This is a genomic window from Coleofasciculus sp. (assembly GCF_046565525.1).
GTDB lineage: Bacteria > Cyanobacteriota > Cyanobacteriia > Cyanobacteriales > Coleofasciculaceae > Coleofasciculus.
In genome coordinates this window covers 1-25,456 of record NZ_JBKHUP010000089.1, presented here as the reverse complement: position 1 = coordinate 25,456, position 25,456 = coordinate 1, and the positions used below count along the sequence as shown (strand labels likewise).

Annotated in this window: 20 protein-coding genes; 8 read left to right on the top strand and 12 right to left on the bottom strand. The window is 46.0% G+C overall.

What is annotated here, in order from left to right:
- Nucleotides 1-31 precede the first annotated feature (31 nt).
- Nucleotides 32-2,470: a tetratricopeptide repeat protein gene (locus ACLGGO_RS26460; protein ID WP_446421513.1), complete on the top strand. Its 2,439-nt coding sequence runs from the start codon at nucleotides 32-34 to the stop codon at nucleotides 2,468-2,470.
- Nucleotides 2,471-2,542: 72 nt separating this feature from the next.
- On the opposite strand, the gene ACLGGO_RS26455 is transcribed toward ACLGGO_RS26460, so the two are convergent.
- The 9 genes from ACLGGO_RS26455 to ACLGGO_RS26415 form a co-directional block, all read right to left on the bottom strand.
- On the bottom strand, nucleotides 2,543-4,255 hold the full coding sequence (locus ACLGGO_RS26455; protein ID WP_446421512.1) for a dihydrolipoyl dehydrogenase family protein: 1,713 nt from the start codon (nucleotides 4,253-4,255) through the stop codon (nucleotides 2,543-2,545).
- A gap of 134 nt (nucleotides 4,256-4,389) precedes the next feature.
- Entirely contained in the window at nucleotides 4,390-5,583 is a 1,194-nt protein-coding gene (gene cobD, locus ACLGGO_RS26450) for a threonine-phosphate decarboxylase CobD (protein WP_446421511.1), read from the bottom strand.
- 96 nt (nucleotides 5,584-5,679) lie between these two features.
- Nucleotides 5,680-5,961: an HU family DNA-binding protein gene (locus tag ACLGGO_RS26445; RefSeq protein WP_446335223.1), complete on the bottom strand. Its 282-nt coding sequence runs from the start codon at nucleotides 5,959-5,961 to the stop codon at nucleotides 5,680-5,682.
- A 460-nt stretch (nucleotides 5,962-6,421) separates the two neighbouring features.
- Nucleotides 6,422-9,328, bottom strand: coding sequence for an AMIN domain-containing protein (locus ACLGGO_RS26440; protein ID WP_446421510.1), 2,907 nt, complete (start codon nucleotides 9,326-9,328; stop codon nucleotides 6,422-6,424).
- A gap of 68 nt (nucleotides 9,329-9,396) precedes the next feature.
- On the bottom strand, nucleotides 9,397-10,656 hold the full coding sequence (locus tag ACLGGO_RS26435) for an RNA-guided endonuclease InsQ/TnpB family protein (RefSeq protein WP_446335224.1): 1,260 nt from the start codon (nucleotides 10,654-10,656) through the stop codon (nucleotides 9,397-9,399).
- 269 nt (nucleotides 10,657-10,925) lie between these two features.
- Nucleotides 10,926-11,711, bottom strand: a complete 786-nt coding sequence (locus tag ACLGGO_RS26430; RefSeq protein ID WP_446421509.1) for a hypothetical protein — start codon at nucleotides 11,709-11,711, stop codon at nucleotides 10,926-10,928.
- Between the two features lie 7 nt (nucleotides 11,712-11,718).
- Nucleotides 11,719-12,594, bottom strand: a complete 876-nt coding sequence (locus tag ACLGGO_RS26425) for a PilN domain-containing protein (protein ID WP_446421508.1) — start codon at nucleotides 12,592-12,594, stop codon at nucleotides 11,719-11,721.
- 5 nt (nucleotides 12,595-12,599) lie between these two features.
- Complete coding sequence (gene pilM, locus ACLGGO_RS26420) at nucleotides 12,600-13,703, bottom strand: type IV pilus assembly protein PilM (protein WP_446335217.1); 1,104 nt, start codon at nucleotides 13,701-13,703, stop codon at nucleotides 12,600-12,602.
- Nucleotides 13,704-14,328: 625 nt separating this feature from the next.
- Entirely contained in the window at nucleotides 14,329-14,844 is a 516-nt protein-coding gene (locus ACLGGO_RS26415) for an alpha amylase C-terminal domain-containing protein (RefSeq protein WP_446421507.1), read from the bottom strand.
- A 557-nt stretch (nucleotides 14,845-15,401) separates the two neighbouring features.
- On the opposite strand from ACLGGO_RS26415, the gene ACLGGO_RS26410 reads away from it, so the two are divergent.
- The 3 genes from ACLGGO_RS26410 (at nucleotide 15,402) to ACLGGO_RS26400 (ending at nucleotide 19,409) form a co-directional block, all read left to right on the top strand.
- Nucleotides 15,402-16,346: a DUF4388 domain-containing protein gene (locus ACLGGO_RS26410; RefSeq protein ID WP_446421506.1), complete on the top strand. Its 945-nt coding sequence runs from the start codon at nucleotides 15,402-15,404 to the stop codon at nucleotides 16,344-16,346.
- Between the two features lie 414 nt (nucleotides 16,347-16,760).
- The gene (locus tag ACLGGO_RS26405) at nucleotides 16,761-17,501 is read left to right on the top strand and encodes a sirohydrochlorin chelatase (RefSeq protein WP_446335220.1); all 741 of its coding nucleotides are present in this window, start codon (nucleotides 16,761-16,763) and stop codon (nucleotides 17,499-17,501) included.
- Between the two features lie 123 nt (nucleotides 17,502-17,624).
- Complete coding sequence (locus ACLGGO_RS26400) at nucleotides 17,625-19,409, top strand: tetratricopeptide repeat protein (RefSeq protein WP_446421505.1); 1,785 nt, start codon at nucleotides 17,625-17,627, stop codon at nucleotides 19,407-19,409.
- A gap of 82 nt (nucleotides 19,410-19,491) precedes the next feature.
- On the opposite strand, the gene ACLGGO_RS26395 is transcribed toward ACLGGO_RS26400, so the two are convergent.
- Entirely contained in the window at nucleotides 19,492-20,604 is a 1,113-nt protein-coding gene (locus ACLGGO_RS26395) for an RNA-guided endonuclease InsQ/TnpB family protein (protein WP_446421504.1), read from the bottom strand.
- 112 nt (nucleotides 20,605-20,716) lie between these two features.
- Between ACLGGO_RS26395 and ACLGGO_RS26390 the strand changes: the two genes are divergently transcribed.
- Nucleotides 20,717-20,929, top strand: coding sequence for a transposase (locus ACLGGO_RS26390; protein WP_446339042.1), 213 nt, complete (start codon nucleotides 20,717-20,719; stop codon nucleotides 20,927-20,929).
- Between the two features lie 126 nt (nucleotides 20,930-21,055).
- Here ACLGGO_RS26390 and ACLGGO_RS26385 read toward each other — a convergent pair whose 3' ends face one another.
- Nucleotides 21,056-21,229, bottom strand: a complete 174-nt coding sequence (locus ACLGGO_RS26385) for a ribbon-helix-helix protein, CopG family (protein WP_446339041.1) — start codon at nucleotides 21,227-21,229, stop codon at nucleotides 21,056-21,058.
- A 227-nt stretch (nucleotides 21,230-21,456) separates the two neighbouring features.
- Here ACLGGO_RS26385 and ACLGGO_RS26380 point away from each other — a divergent pair, with 227 nt between their 5' ends.
- Both ACLGGO_RS26380 and ACLGGO_RS26375 read left to right on the top strand, forming a co-directional pair.
- A complete protein-coding gene (locus tag ACLGGO_RS26380; protein WP_446339040.1) occupies nucleotides 21,457-21,921 on the top strand; it encodes an ABA4-like family protein in 465 nt (154 codons plus the stop codon).
- Nucleotides 21,922-22,577: 656 nt separating this feature from the next.
- Nucleotides 22,578-23,303: a PEP-CTERM sorting domain-containing protein gene (locus ACLGGO_RS26375; protein WP_446421503.1), complete on the top strand. Its 726-nt coding sequence runs from the start codon at nucleotides 22,578-22,580 to the stop codon at nucleotides 23,301-23,303.
- Between the two features lie 39 nt (nucleotides 23,304-23,342).
- Here ACLGGO_RS26375 and ACLGGO_RS26370 read toward each other — a convergent pair whose 3' ends face one another.
- Entirely contained in the window at nucleotides 23,343-24,278 is a 936-nt protein-coding gene (locus ACLGGO_RS26370; protein ID WP_446421502.1) for a DMT family transporter, read from the bottom strand.
- A gap of 95 nt (nucleotides 24,279-24,373) precedes the next feature.
- Here ACLGGO_RS26370 and ACLGGO_RS26365 point away from each other — a divergent pair, with 95 nt between their 5' ends.
- Complete coding sequence (locus ACLGGO_RS26365) at nucleotides 24,374-24,997, top strand: class I SAM-dependent methyltransferase (protein WP_446421501.1); 624 nt, start codon at nucleotides 24,374-24,376, stop codon at nucleotides 24,995-24,997.
- Nucleotides 24,998-25,456 lie beyond the last annotated feature (459 nt).

Below are 25,456 nucleotides of genomic sequence, written 5' to 3'. Positions count from 1 at the left end.
CCCGTAGCCACTTCAGTAGGCATCATTCTGTATGAGTCCGATCTCCGATACCCTCGTTACCGCCTTCGAGTCATACCAGGCGGGTGACTTCCATCGATCTGAATTGCTCTGTCGCCAAATTCTTTCAGAGCAACCGGATTCCACTGAAGCGCTGCATATCCTGGGTACGATTGCTCACCAACTGGGGCGGCTTGATGAAGCGATTGCCTGTTATCGTCGGTTGATAACTCTCATCCCCGACTATGCTGAAATTTACTACAGCCTAGCGGCAGCGCTACACGCCTCTGGAGAGTTAACTCAAGCTATTCCTTACTACCAACGAGCGATCGCGCTCAAGCCCAATCACAGTTCAACCCATTACGACTTAGGCAATGCCTTCAAAGAGCATGGTAACCTATCGGCGGCGATTGAACAGTATAAAAAAGCACTTAAACTCAATCCTAGTGATCCAGATGTACACTGTAACTTAGCCAACGCCCTCTTAGAACAGGGACAGAGTGAACCTGCGATCGCGCATTACCAACAGTCCCTTACCCTAAGTCCGAATAATCCTGGTGTTTACTATAACCTGGGCAATGCCCTAATCCAGCACCAGCAACTCGACGCCGCCATACAATCGTTTCGTTGGGCAGTAAGCCTAGCGCCCAACTATGGGGATGCTTATCTTAAACTAGCCGAATCACTGCACCTATTGGGTCAACTCAAAGAAGCAATTTTCTATTACCAGCAGGCAATTTTCTTCCAAATTAACACCCCTGAAGCACACTGTAACTTAGGCAATGCTTTCCTCGAACAAGCTCAATTTCAGGACGCCCTCAGCCATTATCAAAAAAGCTTAACCCTAGATCCTAAATTTTTCAAGGCTTATGTGGGCATAGGTTGCACACTATTACCCCAAAATCAGTTCGAGAAAGCCACAAATTATTTACAACAAGCCCTGCGTCTAAATGCCACTCATCCTGAAGCCAACCACAACCTAGGACTTGCCTTAGCGAATCAAAACCAAGTAAACGAGGCAATTCCCTACTTCCAAAAAGCGTTTCAATTTAAACCGGATTTGATTGAAGCTCAATGGCAGAGTAAACTTGTCTTACCCATTCTCTACGAAAATCAGAGACAAATTTCCATTTGGCGTCAGCATTTTTGCCAGGGACTCAATTACTTACAGCAACAAATCGCCTCATATACCGCTGTTCAGAGAACACAAGCAGTCAAAGCATTAGCCAAACATGCCTTCAGCTTCTACCTAGGGTATCAAGGATTAAATGACCGAGGCGTACAACGGAAATATGGAACATTAGTTCATCAAATGATGGCTACCCATTATCCCCAGTGGGCAACGCCTCTATCTTTACCCCCACTTAGTCTCACTGATAAGATCCGTGTCGGTTATGTTTCGGCTTATTTTCGCGGACATACCGTTGGTAAATTAACCTTAGGCTGGATAAAAAATAGCGATAAACAGAGCTTTGAAATTTATACTTACCACATCGGTCATAAAACCGACTTTATAACGCAAGAATTCAAAAAGTATAGTGATAAATCTTATCACATTTATGGTAACTTAGATACCGTCTGCCAACAAATACTCGCCGATCAACTCCATATCCTCGTATTTACCGATATCAGCATGGATGGCTTGACCAGTCTCATTGCTGGCTTGAGGCTAGCCCCGGTACAATGCGTGACCTGGGGGCATCCAGTAACATCGGGTTTACCTACCATTGATTACTTTTTATCGAGTGAATTAATGGAGCCAGACAATGCAAAATATCACTATAGCGAACAACTGATTTCTCTGCCCAATATCGGCATTTGTTACGAAAAGCCATCGATACAAAACTCGACCAAAACCCGATCTGACTTTCAGCTTCGCGAGGATTCTGTTATTTATCTGTCTTGCCAATCATTATTTAAATATCTGCCCCAGTTTGACTTTATTTTTGCCCAAATTGCTCAACGAGTACCCCACGCCCAATTTGTCTTTATTGCCTCTCCAAGTTCTCGGATTACTGCCCAATTTAAAGCCCGTTTACAACAAGTATTTACTCAGATTGGTCTCAATCATCAAGATTACTGTATAATTTTACCCAAACAGGACTGGGTGAGTTACATTAATCTTAATTTAGTCTCCCATATTTTTCTAGATACCTTAAGTTGGTCTGGGGGAAATACCACCTTAGAAGCAATTGCCTGCGGTTTACCTGTAGTAACCTGTCCGGGTGAATTTATGCGCGGTCGTCACGCATCTGGTATATTAAAAATGATGGGAATAACAGAAACAATTGCCAATGATGAAGCTGAGTATATCGAGATTTCCGTGGGACTGGGTTTAGACAGCGACTGGCGACAAAATATGGTGAAGAAGATTTATCAAAACCATCATCGACTTTATGATGATCGCACAGGTTTAAGATCCTTAGAATCTTTTTATAAGAAAGTGATATCAACTAGGTTGGGGCGGGTTTAACTCGATTTGCAGCAGGTAAGAAACGATAATAGTGAAACCCGCCCCTAAAAAACCCATGACAAAGGACAATTATCACCATTTACGCCGCCAGTTAAAAAAGCCTTCCAGTAGATTTTGTAACATCTGATTCCGCTCTAAGCGTTGACGTTGCCACTCCTGTGCTGTTTTAGAAAGAATCTCTGACATTGTAGGCGAAGCTTGGGGCATTTTAGCCAGTGATCCCACCTTAATTTTATGGCGAATCAGCAGCGCGATCGCACCAATCAATTCATCTGCACCTGCTCCCACAATTAACCCACCTAAAATCGTCCCATTCCGACGCACCACCAGCTTACAAAACCCAGTTGTTTCCCCGATAATTTGCGCCTTATCCAAAGTTTTGAAATAATGTCGCACCACCCAAACCTCCTTCCCATAACGCTCTCTGGCTTGCGCTTCCGTTAACCCCACCCGTGCTAAGGTTGGATCAGTAAAAATTGCCCAGGGAATCCCCTGATAGTCTACAGTCCATAAGGGAAAAAATAAAGCATTTTTTATCGCAATATTCGCTTCATATTCGGCAACATGCTCAAATTGATAACCGCCAATCACATCACCACAAGCATAGATACGGGGATTAGTAGTTTGCAGTTTTTGGTTGAGTTTCAACCCTTTTCGGGAAAACTTGACGCCAACCCCTGCTAAATTTAAGGATTCAATATTAGGCGTTTGACCCGTCGCCCAAAGAATTTCATCAATTTCAATGGCTCGATTTCCCACTTGCACCCATTTTTTCCCCTCAATCAGCCTTATCTGAGTTACTGAACTTTGAGTCAAAACACGAATTCCTTCAGCTTCTAATTGCGCTTGAACTAGACACGACGCCTCTGAGTCTTCTTGGGGAAAAATATGAGCCTCACTCACCGCCAGTGTCACCTGGTAATCCAGCCGCGCTAATGTTTGAGCTAGTTCGACAGCATGGGGAGTGCTACCAACAACTAACCAATTTTTCTGTAACTGAAAGGGAGAGGTTTCTTCTAGATCCTCCGGTTCTCCCAGAGGGGTAGGTTTTATGACTTTATCGGTTTCTGGAGGAACCCTATTAGTCAAACCCGCCCCGATAACTTTGTGTCTAGACTTGTCTACGTGATTCCAGATAGTTCTTGGGGTACAATAACAGGTTGTATCTAACCCATCGATATCAGGAATTTCTGCACAAGAGCCCGTTGCAATTAAATATGCCCTTGCCCGTAAGCGTCGGTTATTGAGAACAAAACCTAGGTGAGGTAAGCGGCAAAATTCTCCGTCTCCATAAATGACATCCACACCTAAAGATGCCAAAATTGCTGGAGAAGTGGCTTCAGAACAGGTAGAAACCACCATGTTTGCCCATTCCATGGCTTCGGTAATTTTTACAGTAGGAAAGTAGAGGGTTGACTCAAAAGGACTCAGATCCGTTTTAATATCCTCTTTCTCTGCTTCCCCGAGGTGCCATGGCACGTCTCTAGATGATTCCCCGGCTTCCCCTGGTTTGTTGACTAACTGTTCTTTTAACTCAGGAGTATCAGGAATCAAGGGAGTTATAGAAGGATAAATCCCAAATTGAGATACCTTCCGTACTTGCTGAAGAACGCGCCCCACCTGCATCAATGCCTGATTGTATAGCGCTTCTTTACCCAGCCAGTTGCTTTGGAAGTTTTCAGGTTTAATTAGGGCAACACGAGCCTTTAATTGAGATGCAGCCAGAGCAGCATAAGCGCCAGCCCTGCTATTACCAATTACAATAAGGTCATAGTCATTCGTCATTTGTCATTCGTCATTTGTCATTCCCGATTATTTCTCCAATTCTATAAAATTTTTACACAAATACCTCCAATACCTCTGCGTCCCTCTGCGCTAACCTCTGCGTACCTCTGCGTTAAAAAAATATAATTGCTGCATCATAATTCATAACTTATAAAAGTTTTCAGAGCATCTAATAAACGTTGATTATCCACTTGGGTACGAATAGCAACTCGAAAATAACCATCGCCTAATTCCGGAAAGCTCAAGCAATCCCGAATTAAAATACGGTGGTGCTTGAGTAAGTGTTCCTGAAGTTGGGAACAGGAGTATTCTGAGCGAACCAGCAAAAAGTTAGCCGCGCTGGGATAGGGATGTAACCCTGGTAATGATGATAACCCTTGAAAAAGGTGCGATCGCGCGGCGGGTAGCCAATCCCAAGTCTGTTGTTGAAATGCTTGATCCTGTACCACAGCCCTACCAGCAGCGACAGCGAGAACGTTGACAGACCAAGGATCACGCCACTGTTGCCAGCGTTGTAGCCGTTCAGGATGGGCAATAGCATAACCTAAACGGAGTCCGGGGAGGCTGTAGAATTTAGTCAGCGATCGCAAAATGACCAGATTTGGATAATCCTGCACCCAAGGAATCAGGCTTTGCTGCTGAGCGGGTGGCAAAAAGTCCATAAAGGCTTCATCCACAACCACTAGGGCAAATTGCTCCAAATAAGGCAGCAGGCTGGCTGTATCCCATAATTGACCCGTTGGATTATGGGGATTATTCAGCAGCAAACCCTGATGTTTGCCAGAGACTAATTTTGGGATTGGGGATTGGTAATCAGGGGATGGGGGATTGGTAATTGGGGATGGGGGATTGGGCGAAGCATTCGCGTTGGGATGTTGGTAAAAAACCGATAGATCTGGGCGCGAATGCTTCGCCCCTACGAATCCAACGAATGGATGACTTCCAAATAAAAGACACGCCCTGATTCTGGCATTAAACGCCCTGAGCGCCCGTTGGTAGTCGCTAAAGGCTGGAGTCAGAATAATCGTTTCCTCCAATTCTGAGAGTTCCCTGGCTGCCCAGGTTAATAACTCAGCCGAGCCATTCCCCGGTAGAATCCAGTCAGGGTTCAGCGTGGGATGGAGTTGACTCAGAGCCACCCGTAATGGGTAGTAATCCGGTTCAGGGTAGGCAACCAACTTATCAAGATGAGACTCAATCGCCGCGATCGCACATTTTGGCGGTCCCAAAGGATTGATACTCGCCGAAAAATCCAGAATCAGGGAAGGGGAACAACCTGCCCGCGCCGCCGCCCAGGCTAGATTTCCCCCGTGAATGGGTCGTTTCAAGGATAAATTCTCCTTAAAATCAGTCTGTAGAGACGTAGCATGCTACGTCTCTACATTCTCTCTCATCTTCTCCACCAATCAGGTTTGACTACACCCTTACTTCGGAGGAGCAACTTTTTCCTTAAACAGCTTACCCGCAGAAAACGCCGGCACCTTCGTCGCCGGGATTTCCATCTTATCGCCAGTTTTGGGGTTGCGCCCCTCACGGGCTTTGCGTTCCCGCGATTCAAAGGAACCAAAGCCAACCAAGGTGACTTTATCGCCCTCAGAGACAGCTTCCATAATTGACTCCAATGCCGCAGTTAACACCGCATCCGCTTGTTTTTTGGTCACAGCAGCTTTTTCCGCCACTTTATCCACTAATTCGCCCTTGTTCATCATAAATCTCCTTATTTCTGCGCGAATCCAAGGTCAACGCTTACTCTAACCCATTAGTCTAGAGTTGAGTATTTTGACCCCCAGAACCAGGGGTTTCAGGGAAAAATGCCTGAAACACCCACCGGCTCGAAGTTTCACTGCATTATTCTAATGGCTGATTGCCAGATATGGAACGTTGAAACCTTTAAATTATGTAGATTTCGGCATTTTTGAGTATAAATACCGACTATATTTTTTAAGATTCCGCCAAACTTACCCAAAAAACGCCCATTCGATCCCTGCGGGTAGGGGCGCACCGACGTGCGCCCTCTTCGTGACGTGCGCCCTCTAGCGATGAACTAACTTATTAATCTGGAACCAATGGGGGAACCCTTACCTGTTTCTATCGCGTGGTAACGGCACTCGACCAGAATCCTGTAGGGGCACGGCACTGCCGTACCCCTACGGCTGAACCGATGCTCTAGAACCCACCCGTCGTGGGAAACCCTCGGCGCTGTAAAACTTCCTGCGCCTCTTGCCCTGGCGTGTAGTTGTAGCCAAAAGCACCACGTTCTGAGTCATCCAGAATCTGAGGCGTGAGCAATACAATCACCTCTTGACGTTGGTTTGTCCGTTCTGTACTTCTGAACAACGCTCCCAGAATCGGTAAATCGCCTAAAATTGGCACCTTTCTTACCGTTGTGCGATCGCTCTCCTGAATAATACCCGTCAGGATTAGAGTTTGCCCATCACGCAGGCGAATTTGACCCGAATTCAGATCACGCACATTCAGAAGAGCAATTTGGTTGGTATCCTCTCCAATGGAAATGTTTTGTACACTGCCGATAGAGGTAACTCTCGGATTGACGTTTAGAGTAACAAACCCATTATCGTCAATGCGCTCAACTGTGACACCCAGTTGTAAACCAGCTTCTTTAATCTCTGTGGTAACAGTTACCGTCGTGAGGTTGTCACTGCTTTCTGTCTCCCTCCGAATATTTCCCACAACCTCCTGTGTCAGGTTAACACCTGCTGTCTGTCCTTCTTGGATTAACAAAGTGGGATCAGTCAAAATCTTGGCATTTCCACTCGTAATTTGAGCTTCTAACGAGGCTAAGAATCTTTTCGGAAACTGGAACAGATCGGGGAGAGCCGCCGTAATTGTTCCCGATGTACCTTGCTGAAATGTTGTGGTTGTCATCTCAGGACTACCAGTACCTGGAATCGGATTACCCATATCATCAAGCGTGGGAGGAACCGCTGGAGTAATCGTTGTGTTTACGATAGAAGGTGTTCCCAATGTAAATTCTGTAAGACCTGCCGAAAATGGATCGGCTGCAACTCCTGCACGAGTGGGAAAGGCGGCTCCATCTCTACCTGGAGAACGGTCAATCGTAAAAATACCTCTGACAGGGTCGTTAAAAATACTTATCGTATCTACACCCGTTCCTGGAACGACTGTTCCGGTACCCGTTGGATCAAAGAACGTATTTGCACCAGCAAACGGATTGGGAATAACCGGTCGAGCTGCTAAACTACCCGTTGTCTGAACTGCTGTAGGTGGATTAAACTCACCGTAATTGAAGACTGCCGCCCCATCATCGACGACAAAAAAGCCGTCATCAATGCCGAAGGAAAAGCTTGTATTAAAGGCATCGGTTCCCAACAAGTTAACGTCAATAATCTTGACATTAATTGCCACCTGACGACGCCGCAGATCTAACTGCGTCAGGTAAGCCGAAGCCAGTTCAATGTGGCGGGGCTCACCCACCAGGGTAATCGCATTCAATCGCTCATCCGTTGAAACCGCTAATCCCCTCAGCAACAAGGCACCCGTTGCTTCCCCTGGCTGATTGACGGTGAGGGGTCTCAACTCGGCGGGTTGTTCGGTTTCCCGAATCACGGCTCCTGTTTCTTGATTGAATTCTCGTTCAATCGGGATAACCACCTGTTGCACTTCTGCCCCTTGGGTTGCTAGGAAGGCAGAGGCGCTGGAAACGCTAACTTGATTTAACCGTAAGGTACGACTAATCACATTACGTGCCGCTTGGGGCAGGCGAGTCCCCACAAATATAGTACGTCCCCGACGATTTGCCTGGAGTCCAGCAAGCTGGAGAACGTAGTTAAACACATCTTGAACGGGTTCGTTTTCTAAATCCAGGGAAATCGTTTCCTCAGCCGCCGCCGCTGCCTCACCACCGCCTCCTCCAGCAAAGGCAAGGTTCAATCCAGCCGATCGCGCCAATAGTGCCAAGACTTCTCGCACAGGGGCTTCTCGCAAGGATAGGCGGGGTACTACAGCCGCTGTTCCCAAGTCAATCTCGCTGGCGGCGGCATTCAGATTAGAAACCGCAATATCCCCCACAGGTGGCGCAACAGCCCTAGGTAAGAATGGGGGCGCTGGAGCAACCGGTTGAACTGTCCCCGCAGGTGCAGCCGGAACCCCATCAATGGTAATTGTCGGATTGGGAACTAAAACATCGGGTGAAGGGGCTGGAACCAGGGGAGTGGGAGTGGGTTGGACTTGGGTTGGTTGGGGAATTTGCGGTGTCGGGGTTTGGGCAATAATTGGGGGTGAATTGAAACCTGGGGATTGCGATCGCGCAGTGGCGGGAGATGAAAAGTCTGAGTTGGATCGAGTTGTCCCTGGATTGGGTAGAGTGGGAACGGTTGATCCTAATTCTCTTGGTGGCGGAGCAACCGGAATAGAAATGTTCTGTTGATTTTCTGGTGCTGGATTAAGATTGAAATTCGCTGGATCGGTAATCTTAGGTTGAGTGGCAATAGGACTCGTTGCCACATTCATCGTCTCTCTCCCCTGGGTTCGTGCACCTCTGCTTCCTACCTGGGGAATACTCACATTGTCTCTAGTCCCGGCGCTATTTGTTTGAGTAGAGGAGGGTAGCGTTGGTGAATTAATGGATACTGACTCCCCAGAGGGCGAGGAAACCGGAATCGGCACGGCGGCTTGACTGCTGGGAGCGGGACTAATTCCTAGGGTAATGGCCTGAGACGCTTGCTGGAGAATTTGACCCTCCGGTGAACTTTGGGTCCCACTCACGGTTACCCGAATGCTGTTAGGCTCGATTTGACTCACCGTAACGGCTGTAATACCGGGCATGGGGTTGTCTTGGCGAAAGCTATTGCCTTCCCTCAAATTCAACCGAGCATTTACAATATCAGCCACCCAATCCTTACCCCGGTTCACCGGGAAAACTTGGGGGCGCAGATCCCCGGCTTGGGTTTCCAGTATCACTTCTAAGGTACTGCCTCTGGGATTGAGCCGTACTGCGGTGACTTGAGCCGTCGCCGCCCAGACGGGTTCTGTTATCGATAGGGAGACGGCAGTCGCGATCGCGATTCCACTCAACAGTTGATCCTGTCTCACAATTTACTCCTCACTCATGACCTCTAAACCACCTTAATCCTAAGATGCTAGGGTTGACACTCACCCGGTTAAAACGCGGGTGATTCTTCCGTCACAGGGAGGCAGAGTTTTACATCTTCTAGGATGAAACCTTTACCCTCAGAAAGCTTACCTACCGTGTGTCCCACGGCTTGCAGTCCTTTAATTTCTATAATGCGAGCGGATGCTACATCCCGATCGCATTCATACCCACAATACTGGCATTTGTGTACCCGTTGAGAGAGCTTTTTCTTACCTGTATCCTCTAAACAGTTGGGGCAAGTCTGACTTGTTCCGGCTGCGGGTACTTTCTGGAAGTACACACCCCGCTTAAAACAACATTGAGATAGGATATCTAGAAACTGACCCCACCCTGCATCTAGGCAGTGTTTAGCTAAAAAGCCTCGACCTAACGCTTTCAGGTTGAGTTGTTCGGCAAATATCATATCCGCCCAATCACAAAGGTTATGGGCTAACTCCCAATGGTAGTTTTTGCGGTGGCAAGCTATTCGCTCATGTAGTCGTGACACTTTGGCTTGTGCTTTGGCGCGATTGTTTGACCCTGGACGCTTTTTAGACACCTTCTTTTGCAGCGATTTAAGCTTGCCTTCTAGATGTTTAAATGGTCGTGGATTGGGAAACGTTCGCCCATTAGACACGGCGGCAAAGTGCATTAAGCCGACATCTATTCCCAGTGATGTACCAGTCGGACTGATTTCAGGCGACGCCCTGAGTTTGCCGAAGGGTACATCTACTTTCCATTGTAAGGTTAACTGTACATACCAGCCGGATACCCGTCTTACGATTCGTGCTTGTTTAATAGTTGCATCATCGGGAATTGGACGGGATTGGATTAATTTAACCAGCCCAATTTTAGGGAATTTGACATATCTCCCTTGAATGGGATCTTTTCCCATTGATGGAAAAACAAATGACCGCATCCGACCCGCTTTCTTAAACCGTGGAAACCCTCGCCCATTCTCCCACATTCCCTCAAATGCCTTTTGCAAACGCTTAAGGGTTTGCTGTAGCACTTGTGAGTGTACCTGCTTAAGTGCAGGGATATTCTTTTTAGCCTGAGTGAGACTTTCGCACTGACTGGAATAGTTGGGTGCTGGTGCATCCGCTGGTATAATGTACTCGTATTTAATCAAACAAGCGTTTATTGGAGACTTACGGGAATTTGCCCAATCTTTCCGCTCACAAAGGGCATAGTTATAGACTCTACGACATTGTTCTAGCCACTCAGCAAAAGTGGCTACTTGAGCGGTAGTTGGTTTTAGCTTAAACTCGTAAATCAGATTAAACACTTGCTCGACCATACACAACGTTTTCTAAAATTATACTACACTATTAATTGAGTAGAGTCAGAAAAAAAATACATTCGCAACTAAAGTTGCGCTTGCTGGACGCCTTGCTCGGTTTCATCCCTCGGATAAATCACGAGGGACTTTTCACCATCGCTTGTACTGTAAATTAATTAAGCTGGGTTCAGAATTTCTTCCCAGACGTTCCACTGCAACGTCTCTACACCTCCTACACCCCTACGTTCAGACGTTCCACCCCTTACGTCTCTACATTACTGGGCAGGTTCTGGGGCTGCTGCTGCTGCTGCTGCTTCCTGCTTTTGTTCCTCACTCAAGGGCATCAACACATCCAGTCTATAGTTTGTTTTCAGAGTCGGTTTAGCATCGGGGATAATTTTTTCGTCTTTCTCTACATACGTTGATACTACTGTACCTTTGTCATCGACCAACAGCCCTTGCGGTGTACTGATCTCTGTCGTCAACTCTTTGACAACGACTAAGGTTTGCAGTCGTTCAATACTGCGTAAAACTGACTGGATTTCGTTAAAGCTGCCCTCCATTTCTAAATTAAAGCTTTTGCGTTTGAGTTTACCGTTAACAGCTGCTCCCAGGGAACCATCGGTAACGATATCACTTTCTTCTTCGTTTACCTCGACAGGTTCATAACTCGTCAATTCTCCGTCTATGGGTTTAAAAAATCCATTCACATCCAACAGCAAGGTATCTATGGATTGTTCATTGGCAAATAAACTTAACACCTTTTGGTTTTGCTGCTTTGCCTGAGCCAATTCTAATTGTTTCTGTTGAATTTGCTGCTGGATCTCTTGAGGATCTTGGCGCTGACTCTCCTTTTCTTGGCGCTGAGTTTTTAACGTGTTGTATTCTTCAAAGACGGGCTGCACAACATTCATCGCCAAGTAAGCTGCCCCCAAAATTCCTAAGACAGCGAAGATAATTCCCGAAACTTTTGGCGTGAAGGTAATCCCAAACGCGGTGGGATAATTTGGCGCTTCCTCCTGCTCTTCAACGGGGATAAAATCTGGATCAGCATAAGTCATAGTTACATCACTCCGTAGTTGTCTCAGTTGGGCTTGGGCTTGGGCTTGGGCTTGGGGCTGGGGTGGCTGTCTCCGTTGCCTGATTCTGCTTAATCTGCTGTAAGGCTTTGAGCCGAGCCACTAATCCCACCGCTCCTTTGCGGTCAATTTCGCGCAATAGTTCAGAGGCGGGGACATTTGTCAAGCTAGTTTGAACGGTATAGCTGACCACTTTGGGTAACTCGTAGGTAATCTCAGCAACCGTCTCGTTGCCTTCCTTTTGCGGTACTTCTAACTTAGCGGGGTTCTCCTCCAGTTGAGCGCTAACGATACGAGTTTTTTCATCTTGAAAGAAGGGAGATTGTTTTAGCGTCAGCAGAAAGTTGTTCACATCATCAAATGTCTTGGCTACGCCAGAAATCTCTAAATTCATCGTGGGTAGGGGCGTGTTACCCTCAGTCCCCGCAGCCCCCTCAGCCACTTCAGTTTCCGTTTGCTCAATCGTTTGAATTTGTACATCGGTGGGGACGCGATCGCGTACATCCTGTAAAATAGCTGACCAGGGCTTAATTTGATTAAACACCGTTGCCAGCGCCTCAGTTTCATTTCTAGCCGCTTGGATTTGAGTATTAAGCGCGGCTATTTTATCTTTTTCCGCTTGCAAGCTTGCTAATTCGGCGTCGATTTCAGCAATTTCAGCGGTTAACTTGGCATTTTCCTGAGTCAGCCAAAACCAACCAGCGCCGACTAACCCAGGCAGAAGTAAGCCGACAATCACACCCAGAATCAGCGGCGTCATTTCCCCCATTTGGACTTGTTTTTTGGCTTTAGGGGACTCTGAGCCTTTATCGGCTTTGCGATAATCGGGTCTATCGTTAAGAAAATTAATATCGAGACTATACATTAGGGTTAAACCTCCCGCAATCCTAATCCTAGTACCGTTCCCAATCCGGGTCGTTGTACTGGGGGAACATCTTGCTCCATCTCTAAGGATAGTGCCGCAATCGGATCAACCTGAGTAGTGGGCAAGCTTAATCGTTGGGTGAAAAATTCATCCAGTTGCCCAATTCCGCCGCCGGGTCCTGCTAAGAGGAGTTGAGCCACTTCTAGATTTTCACTCTGATTTAAATAAAAGTCGATGGAACGACGCAATTCATCGGCGAGTTCGCCTAAAACTCTCAGCAGGGCTGCCATTCCCGGATTAATTCCCGTGGCGCCTGTGCGAATGCCATCCACGGGGGTGTTGGGTATAGTCATTCCTTGCAAGAGTTCTGTGTTTCTAGATGTCGGTAAATTCATCGCTCGCGACAAGGCACTCTGGAGTTGGAAGGTGCCAATGGGAACGGTGCGGGAAAACTGGGGTACACCATCGACAATAATGGCAATTTCAGTACTATCAAATTCTATATCCACTAATACCGCCGCTTCTTGGGGAGCAAATTGTCGTAGTTGCTCGCGAATGGTGCGAATCAGGGCAAAACTATTGATTTCTAGCACATCAACTTTTAACCCCACCAGTTGGAAGGTATCCAGATAGGTGTCAGTCACCTCCCGGCGCGTTGCCACTAGCAAGACTTGTACTTTTTCAATCCCATCTTCGTCCATGAAGAAGCCCAGTTTTTGGTAATCTAGGTCTACTTCTTCGCGAGGATAGGGTAAGTATAGACCCGCTTCATGGTTAAGCACCATATCTCGCAGTTCAGTGTCATCAAGTTCGGCGGGAATGGGAATAATCCGGATCACCGCTTCCCGCATGGGGACAGCCGTGGCGACTTGCTCAACTTTGAGTTTATGCTCGGCGAGAATTTCAGTCACCAGTTCAGCTAAACTGGCGGCATCGATAATTTTCCCCCCGTCAAATAATCCTTCGGGGACTTCGTGGGTGTGAAGAGTCACCAACTTGTAGCCCTGCCCTTGCTTACGCAGTTGGGCGATACTAATACGTTCTGGTGCTAATTCTATCCCGATACCTTTCTTGCCCTTAGAAAATAGATCTTGGAAACGGTTAAACATAGCTCAGGTGGGGACTGGTGTCAAAATTATAAGGCTAAACTGGCTTAAGCGTTGATTTCTCATGTTCTGGCGAGACGCCAAGCCAGCTACATCGTTGGCGGCTAACTGGCGGGAATAGTTCTGCCGTTATGGTTAGCAGGCGTTCCTTTATTCCTAATCCCTCTATACTTATGATAAGCTACCCTCTGCTAGGCTGGCGGTAAGGTACACTCAGTACAGCGAAGATTTTGGGTTGCGATCGCTCCAAGGACAGACAGAGCCATTTTCCAGGCCTGTATGGCCCTATGGCAAACAACTTACCGTTCAAGCGATGGGTGAAGGCTCCCACGCTCTTTAGCTGGGAGATGAAACCGAGCGAACCGTCTAGGTAGCGAATAAATTCGCCAGTCAAATAATTCGGATAACGTTCTACTATTGTGGTAATGTAAATACAAGTCGCGGGAGGGCATTCCGAGACTATAAACGGACGTGGAGAGGGTGTAAGACCTCATTTGGAGGCAACCTTCAGCGAAGCGTCAACCCCAATCAGCGACCACCCCTAAAAAGGTGGCGTGGTGAGGAATACCCCGCGCTCTTTAGCCGGGGGAGGATGTCAATGCAGAGTATCACTGCCTATTGGTTTAACTTACTTTTGGTCGGGATCTGGAAAACCTCTCTCCATCCCCCCTTGCCCCCATCCCCCCTTGCCCCCATCCCCCCTTGCCCCCATCCCCCCTAGCCCCCCTTTGAAAGGGGGGTAGAAAGGGGGGTTAGAGAGAGAAGGCTTTGAATTCTCCCCCTTCCGTGCAAAAAAAAGCGAAGCATCCTTATCAGTGTCGCCAGTTCTATCCTGCCATATCCCAGACTTAGGGAAGTTCAGAACCGAGTAATCTCTCAGAAGTTTACCGGAGAAATTAGCAACGACAACGATCTGAGAACCTGGATCATGCCAACGCAGGTAAGCGATGATTTTTGCCTCTGGATCTTCATGAAAAAAGTCAATGTTTTCTGTATGAAGTGCTGGATGACATTTTCGCCGACTAATTAGATTTTTGTAATAATCAAAAAGATTGCAATTTAGTTCATAACTTAATAAAATCCAGTTCAGCTTGTTCGGTTGATTAGGAGTCTGACTTGTGTATTCACCAAACTCTTCACCCATCCACAGCATCGGCACTCCCATTCTGCGCGATCGCCGGCAGGTTCATGCTCTATGGTAAGAGTTGATGATTTCCTCTGGCTGTAGTGCTGATCAAGTTCAATGATTTAACTGTATCAATTTTTACAATATTATACTTTGTAAGTTTTGTTCAAATCTAAGATTGTGAGCAATCACTAATTCATAATGATTTCCCAGCTATTTGACTAAGCCAATCCAGGTAAAGGATAACATCGCCAATTGAGACTGATATAGACGAATAGCGCCATTGCTCCTCTTTATCATTCAGGAAACAGGTATAGATACTTAGGCAAAAAGACAGAAACGATTGCTTAACAAAGTTTAATATTTCCCTTCAAACCTTTAGCCCTAAAGACCAGGTTACTGGCGGTCTCATCACTGGATTTTCGTATAGCAGATAACAAAAAGCCGACAATTTGCTCACGGCTAGTAAAGAATTGAAAACTAAGGCGGCTGAAGACTTACGAAGTAAGCAAATAAAGCGTAGTATGCCTTAGTAATAGAGCGAATTATCCTGCGTAGCGTTCAATTCAATAACTATGTCGATTACCAGTTCCTTATCAGACTTTTCGATACCAGAAATTTTCCAGTTTCTAGAGAAAGGGCAGAAAACTGGAGTGTTGACGCTAGGAGCATTGCCAGAAGATCCAACACCACTCAATGAAATTCATTACATTTGGGTTTACAAAGGACGTATTGTGGCGGCGGCACACCAATTAGATCATCAAGGTTTAGTGAAACTGATTGCTGAACAGATGGGAGTGAGCCAGCGTGTGGTGACTAAACTTGTACAGCTATGTCCGACTGATAAACCCTTGGGGTTGAGCCTCAAACATCATGGAATCTTGTCCATCGAACATTTAAAGCAACTCTTCCAGAGTCAGGTATTGCAGCGAGTGTGTGCTTTATTTGAACTCAAGGAAGGTCAGTTTAAATTCATCCCAAACGCTCCCATACCCACCAAAGAAATGACGGGATTGAGCATATCAGCGACGGAAGCAACCTTAAGAGGGTTGCGATTGCTAAAAAATTGGGATAATCTCAGCGATAGACTACCCGATCCAAATTCAGGGTTAGCCAGTATCCTGGCGGGTAGCCCTCCTTATCGCCTATATCCTTTAGAGGAGCAAGTATGGGAACGGGCGCAAGGAACAGTTTCGTTGTCTGCGATAGCCAAAGAACTGAATGTCCCCGTTGAACAAGTGCAGCATGTCGCATTTACCCTGATGACGGTGGGTTTAGTTGAGGAAGTTCCTCTGTTGGCGGGTATTTTGCCCACTCAAGAAATTGAGCCTTTACCCGCTCAGTTACCTGAAGCCTCAGAGAAACACGGGATTACGCCTTCACTCCTGCACAACTTAGTCGGTTTCTTGCGGAGTAAAGCAGGTAATCGTCAAGAGCGACATTGGAATTATGTTTCCACTCATTCATCTCCCACTTCATTACCCTTCCTAAAAAAAGAAAAAGAAACGATTAAATGCTAACCGCTTAATTTTAAGATTGAACATCAACGTTGGTAACGATCTGATCGAAATATTTAGAAAACCACAACCCGTAGTGATGCTCAATCAGGGTTACTTGCTCGCCTTAAATACAGTGTATTTTCCATATTCTTTTGCCATATTTTCTTGCAGGGCTGCCAGTGATATGTCCTCTCCATGATCGACCATTTTTCAAATAGAATGAAATATAGTGATTGGACAAATATTAACTCTCGATAACCGATGATATTCTGCCATAGAGGGGGGTTTAAATTTCGATTGGAATCCTTTAGACTGTGTTTCCACATTCAGAACAATTCCTTCCTGTCGATAGAATCCCATCTGGGGATTATTCTCCTTTTCTTGATTTAGGATACAATTATTTACTAAATAATCACCATTCAAAGATTGATACCCTTGCTACGTCCCTCTGCTTATCTACTCATTGCTCATGGAAGTCGAGATCCACGTCCTCAGCGAGGACTAGAGGAGTTGGCACAGTTATTACACAAACAGTTAGTGAGTCAAGGTGAGGCAAGGGGAGCCTTAATGATTCGCGTCGGAACTGCCACATTAGAACTAGCACCTCTACCCTTACATGAACAAATTTGTCAATTTGCCACCCAAGCTATAGGAACTGACTGCCAGCAAATCCAAGCTTTACCCTTGTTTCTCCTACCGGGGGTACATGTGATGGAGGATATCCCCCAAGAAGTCGCGATCGCACAACAACGGTTAGGGGAAAAAATCATCATCAATCAGCAACCTCATATCGGTGTGCATCCCCGTTTAGGACAGCTACTTGTGAATCAACAGCCAGCCCTAAATGCCCCGATTAAAATTCTAGTCTCTCATGGCACACGTCGTCCGGGTGGTAACCAGCCCGTCGCCGCCTTAGCCGAGCAATTAGGCGCGATCGACGCTTATTGGTCAATCGAACCAACCCTCAGTCAACGAGTTGCTACCTTAGGGTCGGCTGGGTATCAGCATATCGCCATTGTGCCTTATTTTCTGTTTGCTGGCTCAATTACCGACGCGATCGCGCAATCCGTCGTTGAGTTACAACAGCAATACCCTCAACTCCAACTAGAGTTCGGTGAACCTCTGTGCGCCACTCCTGAGTTAGCTGAATTAATCCTAGATTTAATCGAATCCTGAACAATCAAATCTGCGGTATCCGTATTGAACAATGGTTATAGTTCTTTACCCCTAACGAGCAGATTACACTAAAAGTGACCCCGGACGGATGCTTTAGGGCGATAAACCAGGTGCTAGGCTACCATGATCGATCAGGTTTTCAATAATCGTTATCGCGTTGTCAGGATTTTAGGCTCAGGTGTCTCAGGATTAATTTACCTAGCCGCCGATACTCGCCATCCCGATTGCCCGGTTTGCGTAATTCGACAACTCAAGTTACCCACGAAAAATCCTCAGGCACTTGAACGCCTGCAATTTCTCTTAACTCATAAATCAGAAACCCTGGAACGGCTGGCACAAACCAACCAAAATCCAGAAATTTTAAACTATTTTGTCGAAAACCGAAAATTTTATCTGGTCGAAGAATTTATTCCTGATCATCCCTTAACTACCTTTAAAAAATCCGATCAACAGCCCAAAGAAGATCAGGGATTAATTCGGTTTCAAGAAATGCTAACTTTGGCGGTTAAGCCCCCTGAACCCGAGGTAGAACCCCCTCTAGTTTCTACCTCTGCCCAAACGTCCATTGCTGATTCTGATAATTTGGAAATATTTACTGGAAGGCAATTACCGAAATCTCTTAATAAATCTAGATTTAAGCAATGGCGTTGGCTCGTTTGGGTGGGAGGAATAAGTCTGATAATTGGGGTTGGATTAATTTGGCTGCTAAGAGAAGATCCCAACGGGACAAAAGCGCAAGATTTTTTGAATCAAGGGGTTGACCAACTAAAAAGTGGTAATGTGCAGGGCGCGATTGAGGCGTTTGATGAGTCGATTCGGCTCAATCCTAACAACCCCTTAGCTTACGGAAATCGGGGAATGGCTTACGATGAGTTGGGAGCGTATCAAGCTGCTATTCAAGATTACAGTAAATTGATTGAGCTTGATCCGAGTAATGTAGACGCTTACTATCAGCGAGGGCTAGCGCGTTACGATTTGGAAGATTGGCAAGGAGCTTTAGCAGATTTTACCGAATTAATTCAGCGAAAGTCCAATGAGGCTCAAGTGTACTACCATCGAGGAATTACCAACTACCAACTGAACCAGTATAAAGCGGCGATTGAAGATCTTGATCAGGCAATTCAGCTCAATCCCAAAAATGCCCAAGCTTATGCGGCGCGAGGATTAGTGCGGGATGCGATGGGAAATAAGCAAGAAGCCATGGCAGACTATACTCAAGCTATTGAGTTAAATCCCAATAACGCCAAAGCTTATTACAATCGAGGCAGAACTCGATTTCATTTGGCAGATTATACCGGGGCTGTAGACGATTATACCCAAGCGATCGCGATTGACCCCACAGATAGTATGGCTTACACAAATCGCTGTCCAGCACAGTTTAACCTAGGAAACTATCGAGACGCGATCGCGGATTGTACGGAGGCGATTAATCTGAATCCGAACAATCACATCGCTTACAACAATCGCTGTATTGCCCACTTAAATCTTCAAGACTATCAAAAAGCGCTCAAAGATTGCAGCCAATCGATTCGCATTGAACCCAGTTATGAAAATGCCTACATTAATCGTGGAGAAATTCGCCGCAAATTAGGAGATAACCAAGGAGCGCTCGAAGATTACATCCAAGCCATTCGACTCAATCCCAACAACAGCGTCGCCTATACCAATCGCGCCCTTGTCCGCCGGGAGTTTGACGATAATCCGGGCGCTCTAGACGATTATACCGAAGCCATTCGACTTAATCCTAATAATGCCTTTGCTTATTCCGGTCGAGGATTCACCCATGCTGCACTAGGGAATACCATGGAAGCGATTAACGACTTAGAACAAGCCTCCAAGCTGCATCTCGACAACGGCAGAATTGATCAATATAATGAAGCCCAGCTTCAACTTAAGAAACTGCGCTAATCCCATGAATGAAGGTGAATAATCGATAAGTAAGTTTGGGACAAGTCAACAACCCCACCCACTTTTGGGATGGGGCTTGTAACTAGACGAGATTACTCTCGCCCGAAACATACGGCGCATTGACTGACGCCTGCTCTTGCGTCCTCTCAAGGGTACAAGAGAGAATGTAATCGTCACGGACATTCCTGGCAGCATTGAGATCTGCATGAGTCTGATGACCGCAGTTCTTACAGCAGAAGCGAGACTTGTTGCGATTTGTCCGTAAGATATGCTTGCAAACATTGCATTTTTGAGAGGTATAGCGAGGGTCTTGATGTACTACTCGCTTACCTAATGCTTCTGCTTTATAGGCTAGAAACTGCTCTTGCTGATAGAATGCCCAACTTCCCAGCCACTTATTCATTTTCTTGCCCCGTCGTTGAGTACTAATGCTGGACAAGTCCTCGATTACAAAGACCGCTACACCTGGCTGTAAGACAAGCTTCTTACTTACACAATGATTCGTATCCTTCATGAACCGCTTCTCGCGTCCCGACATCGCTTTTAAACGACCCTTGGCGCTACGAGTGCCTTTTTGTTGGAGCTTACGACGATTGAATAAGTAACGTCTTTGCACACCTCTTATTTTTGATGAGCTGAAAAATTGACCATCAGAGGTAACGGCTTGATGGTACAAACCTCGGTCAATTCCTTGGATTTCTCCTGTAACTTGTGGAGGGTCAACAGTTTCAAATACCAACCTTACCCAAAACTGTTTGCTGTGCTTTGAGTAGGTTAGAGTTCCGCCGCAAAACTCCCAAGTTTTAAATATCTCCTTAAAGTGTTCCGGTACACTTAGGATGAGCTTTTCACGCTTACCAATACACGAAAGGGTTAATTGATACCCTCTCAGTGTCATGGTGCGCTTGTCATACCTCAGCCCTGATGTTGATTTCTGCTTGGGATGTCGTTTGAATTTGGTTGCTTTAACTGCCTCCATGGCGTTATCCCGAACTGTTTGCAACAGTGCTGATGGTACATCTGGATATTGCAATCTGAGGTCAGCATACAGAGCTTTGTGAGCCTTGTTTTTATTCCACGTCCGCTCCTTCAATGCCCAATCAATGTGCTGATTAAAAATGTCAGCACAAAACCCCATGAGGGGTAGAAACCTCTGATGGGGTAAGTTAACGGGAATGGAAACGGTTCGCTTCATTAATACTCAAAAGCTTGTTTAACACTCATGTTTCAACCTCTTAACCGTTGATATACTTAGAATAGCACAAAACCTTATATGTTTTGTTGATATACACAATATTCATGATTCTATGAAACTTCTGTCATCAACTCATGCTAAACATTGCCTTGGATACCACATCGTTTTCTGCCCCAAATACCGCCATCAGGTGCTTGAGGGTGCAATCGAAATTGAATTGAAACGAATCATTGGGGAAGTGTGCAGAACCTACTACGGTAGCGTTGGTCATGTCTCTGAAGAAGCCGTTAGGAAATACATTGAAACTCAGAAGCAGAGGGGTTAATCGTTGTCCCGACAGATTATTGGCAGGCTAAGGGGTATTGAACCCCTTAGCCTGCCTCGCCTCTCATCAGAGCGCACAAGGCGACGGGGTTTTCTCTGCGATTTTTATAAAAATTGCTCCTACCCCCTATTTGGCTCTGGGATTTTCAGGTAACTTGCCTTGCTCTTGAGCAGCTTTAATGGCTCGCTTGAGGATTAACACTGCCATCTGAGATAGGGAGCGCTCTTCGGCGTTAGCCAGTTTTTGTAGCGCTGCCTTATCTTCTTCTTCTATGTAGAGAGTGACTGTAACTTTTGCCATAGTTTCATTATAAGCACTTTTGTGTGGATAGCACAAGTCTAGACAAAAAAATAAACCGCACATAATCGAGCAAAATTTGTGCCATTTTATGGGGAGTACGAGGGGACGGGGTGCATGGGTGCGGGGGGCATGGGAAGATAATGGTATCGGGTTGAGATTGTGCCGCCTAGCTAAATGCGACAATGGCTGGCTTTTAACTTGACCACTATTTTTCTCTCTTGAACACCATGACACCGAGTCTACTCTTTACCATCGCGAATCTATTTGTTTTACCCTTCTGGCTACTGATGATTCTGCTTCCCAACTGGGGGATTACCCGGAAAGTGATGGAATCCTATCTCCCGTTTGTCGCATTAGCGGGGTTGTACATCTACTTCTTCGCCAACAGTATTACAGCCGAATCTGCCCAAGCCTTATCCAATCCCCAACTTGCTGATATTGCCCGCTTCTTTGGGGACGAAATCATCGCCGCAGCGGGATGGACTCACTTTTTGGTATTGGATTTGTTTGTGGGGCGGTGGATTTATTGGCAAGGGCAGCAGACTGGGGTGTGGACAATTCATTCCCTGGTTCTTTGTTTATTTGCCGGACCAATTGGATTGCTGTCTCACATTTTGACGGCTGGGATTACCCAGAAATTCTCTGCGGGTTCTAAAACGGAATCGACTACTGCATCGACGCCTACTTCATAGATAAGTAGTCGGACATAAATAACCTTAACTGTGTTAGGTTTCCTGAAAATCTCCCATCGGTGCGCTTGGGAGCATGTCACCTTTGTCGGTTGAATCTTTGCAACGTAGGCTCCCACCTTCTTTTTGAGTAAGCCAACGCCAGCAGGTTAGCCTGTTGGGTAACGCTTACACTCTACCCAACCTACAAGAATGTTTTGTGCTGTCCCTGACATGCTCCCGTGGGCTGGAGTGCGATCGCAGACTTTTACAAAACTTAATAAGCCTGCCCTTTACTTTTGTCCAACTCAAGAGAGAGATAATCCCATTTTTATTTAATCGTGCCACAAATGAGGTGATGAACAGATGCGGGAAATGGGGCAATGAAGAGAAAAATAAGTACCTGGACATAAAGTCTTTTATCCTCCTAAAGTCGTAAAAAAATATTTATTATTAAGCTAATCACCTTGTAAGTTATTGCATATTTTCTATTTATCCACAACTCAAGTTAGATTATTTCTGCCAAAGATTAAGATTAAATAAAAATAGTACAACGCAAGGGAACTACTCAAAATTCCTGAAACGCTGGCGGCAATGGGCAATGTAAGCATTTTGAGTTTTAAATTCCGCGCAGCGGTACAAGTTGATAATTTTTTCTAAATCTGATGAAGGATAAAAAAATGAACAGATATCTTATTCCGAGTCTGGCAATTGGGACATTAGTGTTTAGTGCGGGTCAAGCTCAAGCCGCCCAAGTGGCGATTGACGATTTTGAAACGGGTTTTCAAACAGTCCAACTTGGGGGTAAAGGTATGACCTCTAGCTCAACGATGAATGGGCTTAACCAAATAATTGGTGGAGAGCGCGAAATAAAATTGACCGTAGAGGAGAGTGAATTTGGGCCTAATCGGGGTGCGAGTGTCGATGTGCAAAATAGTCTGCTAACTGTGAGCAACGATGCTGGAATCGAAAGTGAGACAGTTATTACCTGGGATGGACCGGGCAAAAGTGGTCTGAATGCTGATCTGACTGGGGGAGGTATGAATGGGGTCTTCAGTTTGGATATTGTCAGTGTCGATTTGCAGGCACTGGTAACACTAGCCGTGACAGACAGCGGTGGTGATACAGCAAGCCTGAGTAAGGCGGCACTAAGTGAAGGCAGTGCTGTGTTCAATTTCAATACATTTAACAATGCGATGGATACAGATTTCAGTGATGTAGAATCAATATCCTTGACGGTTGGAGGACCACAAGAGGTTGATTTTGCAGCAGATTCTCTTGTCACTACTGTCGCTCCCGTCCCCGAACCGCTGACTATTCTGGGTTCAGGTTTAGCCTTAGGATTTGGCGCCTTGTTTAAAACAAAGTATTCAAGAAAGCACCAAAAAGCCCAGCACAAGAATTAAGGCACAGATCATTTAAGTAACGTACTGTTTTTGTAGTCCTCAAGTTCCCACATCTTCAACAGAGGTTTTCCTAGCGCCAAAAACCGCGATCGCAACTCCTGCCAATAGAACGGCTGCACCTATTAGCACAAAGCGTCCTGGGAGTTCCTGAAAAACGAGATACCCCAAAAAACTAGAGACAACAGGTTCCCATAAAATCGCTAGGGTAACCAGGATTGGAGAAATCCAGCGCACTGCCCAGTTAAAGCTAGTATGCCCAATTAATTGAGGCAAAACCGCCATGAGCAAACTATAAAGGTAAACTGCACTGGGATAACCCAGGTAGCCAACACCAAAGACTAACGGCAAGGGCAACAAAACCAGTGCGCCAGTGCTATAGGCAATGGTAATATAGCTGCCAATTCCCAAACCACGCCGCTGTGCTTCTCGACCCAACAATAAATATAAACTTGCCATCAAGGCGCCAACCAAAGCCAGACTATTCCCCAAAGCGGGATTATGACTAACGCCCACAGTTTCTTGATCCCCTAAGGCAATCAACACACCTCCCATAAAAGCAATACCAATTCCCAGTAGGGTTAGCCGAGAGGGTTTTTCCTTAAACCACAGCCAAGATAGCAAAGCCACCCAGATGGGGTTGGTGGTGACTAAAGTCGTAGAAGCAGCAATTGACGTGAAGGATAGGGAAGTAATCCAGGTGGCAAAATGTAGGGCAAGACAAATCCCAGCCCCCACAGCGTGAGGGAATGCACCAGGACTCAGTTGATTGGATCGGAGGTTTCCCCAAGCGGGTAATATTAATAAAGATGCCAAACTCAGGCGAGAAGCAGATAGAAAAAGACTAAATCCAACACCACTCAACCCAGCCGCCGTATTGGCTAAGCGAATAAAAATGGCGGCACTCGAAACTGCTAAGACGCCAGCGACTAAAACCAGTCCCACCTGCCACGATAACGGTTGCTTGGGCGTTTTCACAATTTCACTCTCCCTATTCAATGAATTTTTTGTAAAGGAAAATTGTATTTCGATTAAGATCTAATTAATAGTGTGAGTAATCTATCTGAACTCAAGTGACAAGCGAAATTTATCGCAATAAACAAAAGATTTTCGATCTGTGGGCACCAAACTACGACCTGCTGTTTACTACTGTCTTCTACCAAGCGGTTCACAAACGGTTATTGGAGTATGTAGAACTACCGGAAAATCCGAATGTGCTTGACCTCGGTTGCGGTACCGGTCGTTTACTGCATCGCCTTGCCACCCAGTTTCCCACTCTCCAGGGTACAGGACTTGATTTATCCTCCCAGATGCTGCGTCAAGCCCGACAGCGCAACCAGCATCGACCGCGACTCATTTTCAAGCAGGGCAATGCTGAGTCTTTACCCTTTACTGAGGGTCAATTTGATGCGGTTTTTAATACAATTAGCTTTCTGCATTACCCTCAACCTCAACAGGTGCTCTTTGAGGTGAATCGAGTCCTGGGAGAGGGGGGACGTTTTTACTTGGTTGACTATATCGGTCGAAAAAAAACAGTGACCTTTTCTATCCCCTTATTTACCAATAACCTTCGCTTTTATAGTCGAGAGCAGCGCGAACAATTTGGTACGGTAGCAGGTATGGAATGCTTGGGGCATCATTTTCTTTTAGGACCAGTGATGCTAACGATTTTCCGACGCATTGGTTCAGGAGGTTAAACATGGAAATTGACATTCTCACCGCCCGACAAGGACGGTGATTCCCTACCAGTCGAACAATGTCAGGGTTTGTTGCTGTAACCTAATCTATTATCATACCTACTCATATCTCTTCAAAATGAGCAGATATTTTTGTCGGGAACCTTTTTGCCCAAAGTGCATACAATAGTAAAAGAAACATCTACCTTCTCGAATCAATGAGTACGCTCACATACTGCAAAGGACTCCCCACTCCAGCCAACGAGTTAAACCCGTTGGGAAAGACTCAACTGGAAATGTTCCTGTCCGAATATTCATTCATTTTCCATCAGGCAGTATGTGAGACAGCCAATCATCTCCTGTCGGCTGACAAGTTCAACAAGTCCAAATGGAACACGCATTTCCCGCATTTCTCACAAAAGGCGTGATTGCGAATAGCAGAAACCTTACCAGACAAGGATTTAAGCCCATTTCTTCACC